Raw genomic sequence first — 1,562 nt, 5'->3', positions numbered from 1 at the left:
GGCTCTTTGTCAAATAGGGTTGATGAGTAGGTGAGGTAACCGACTGGTTACTTCACCTCTTTTTTTACAGATCAACAATTATTATAAGCGCATGAATGATCGACCGGTTTTATTATGAGATAAATTGTCAAAAAGCAACCGACGTAGATGATTGATTGGGCAAGTATAAGCGCATCATCAATAAAATTCTATTTTTAAAATGTGAATAATTACGATAGCCATAGGCATTTCGTTTCAGCACCTTGATTTTATTGTTTAGCCCTTCAATTGGGCCATTCGTTAAGGTTGAATAGTTAAAGGTGTTTTGAATAAAAGTGTGATAGCGTCTAAAGGTTCTTAAAACGGTCTTTAATTTTTTTGAAACGGGTAATGTTAGGCCATAGTTGACCCAAAACTCAAATCGATCGATTCGAAGGTCTTGAAGGGCTTCTCTTAAATGATGAACGACCTCGTAAGTGACTTTTAATTCGCTACTTGATGCTAATAAATAATCAACGATACCACTGGTGTTTGTGATCCAATCAAATAATCGATAGCGCTGATAAGTAGTGGTGTGTAATTTATTTCTTGGTGTCATGATTAGGCGCCAGTAGCGTTTATGTTTATTGTACAGTCGATTGTCTTTGTTTCGGAAGGTGTTCATCACATGAATTCGTGTCCGATTCAGCTCACGATTTAAAGCTTGAATGAGATGGAATTTATCAATAATAATTTGTGCTTTTGGAAAAACTTTTTGAATTAAATCCATATACGGTCGGTACATATCAATCGTTATCGTTTGAACCGATTGACGGGTTTCCAACGGAAATTGTTGAAAATAACGGATTAATGAAGACTGTTTGCGATCAAAGAACAAATCAACTAATCGATGCGTTTTAGCGTCACAGTAAATGAAACTCATCGCAGCATCAATCGTTCGAACACTTTTAAATTCATCAAAACAAAGGTGTTGTGGTAAGGAATGTAGCGGTTTGAATTGAAGGTGCTGTGCCATTTGATTCGTCACACGACGGACTGTATGAATCGATACATGCACCAGTTGAGCGATATAAGTTTCTGATATCGTATGTGTTAACTGATCAGCGATATATCGTTTCAAATGATTAGATAGATGACAGTGACGAGCGACTTCAGGCGTTTGAGCGGTAAAGGATGAGTGACAAGATTTACAGTAATAACGCTGTTTTTTTAAATCTAAATAAGTGGGATAACCTGCCATCGGTATTAATTGAATGCGCGATGTACGAGAGCCATTTTTAACGATTGAATAGTTAATTGCTGATTGTCCACAACAAGGGCAATGACTAATAGGCTCTATTAATTGACCTGTTAATAAGAAAGATAAACGGCCTTTAATCGAAATTTTTGAAAATTTTTGGTCATTAATTGTGATGTTTTTATCGTTTAATCCGAGTAAAGATGATATAATGTGTGACATGGGACAGCTCTCCTTTATTGTGGTTTAGTCGCTTATAATATACAGGAGATCTGTCCTTTTTTGTACCCTAAAGTAAAAAATAGAGTTGAGGCCTTCGGCCATCAACCCTATAAATTATAGAACC

General features: G+C 36.2%; 1 protein-coding gene. It reads right to left on the bottom strand.

From position 1 onward, the window contains the following. Positions 1 to 127: 127 nt before the first annotated feature. Entirely contained in the window at positions 128 to 1,438 is a 1,311-nt protein-coding gene (locus ACQV2O_RS08495; protein WP_428875562.1) for an ISL3 family transposase, read from the bottom strand. Positions 1,439 to 1,562: the final 124 nt, after the last annotated feature.

The organism is Facklamia sp. P13055, assembly GCF_050409445.1.
Classification (GTDB): Bacteria; Bacillota; Bacilli; order Lactobacillales; family Aerococcaceae; genus Facklamia.
The sequence above is the reverse complement of the archived record's forward strand: the minus strand, read 5'-3'. Positions and strand labels throughout refer to the sequence as shown.

Excerpts from the sequence above, each read along its gene's own strand:
- ACQV2O_RS08495 (WP_428875562.1), bottom strand. The coding sequence starts at position 1,438 with ATGTCACACATTATATCATCTTTACTCGGATTAAACGATAAAAACATC.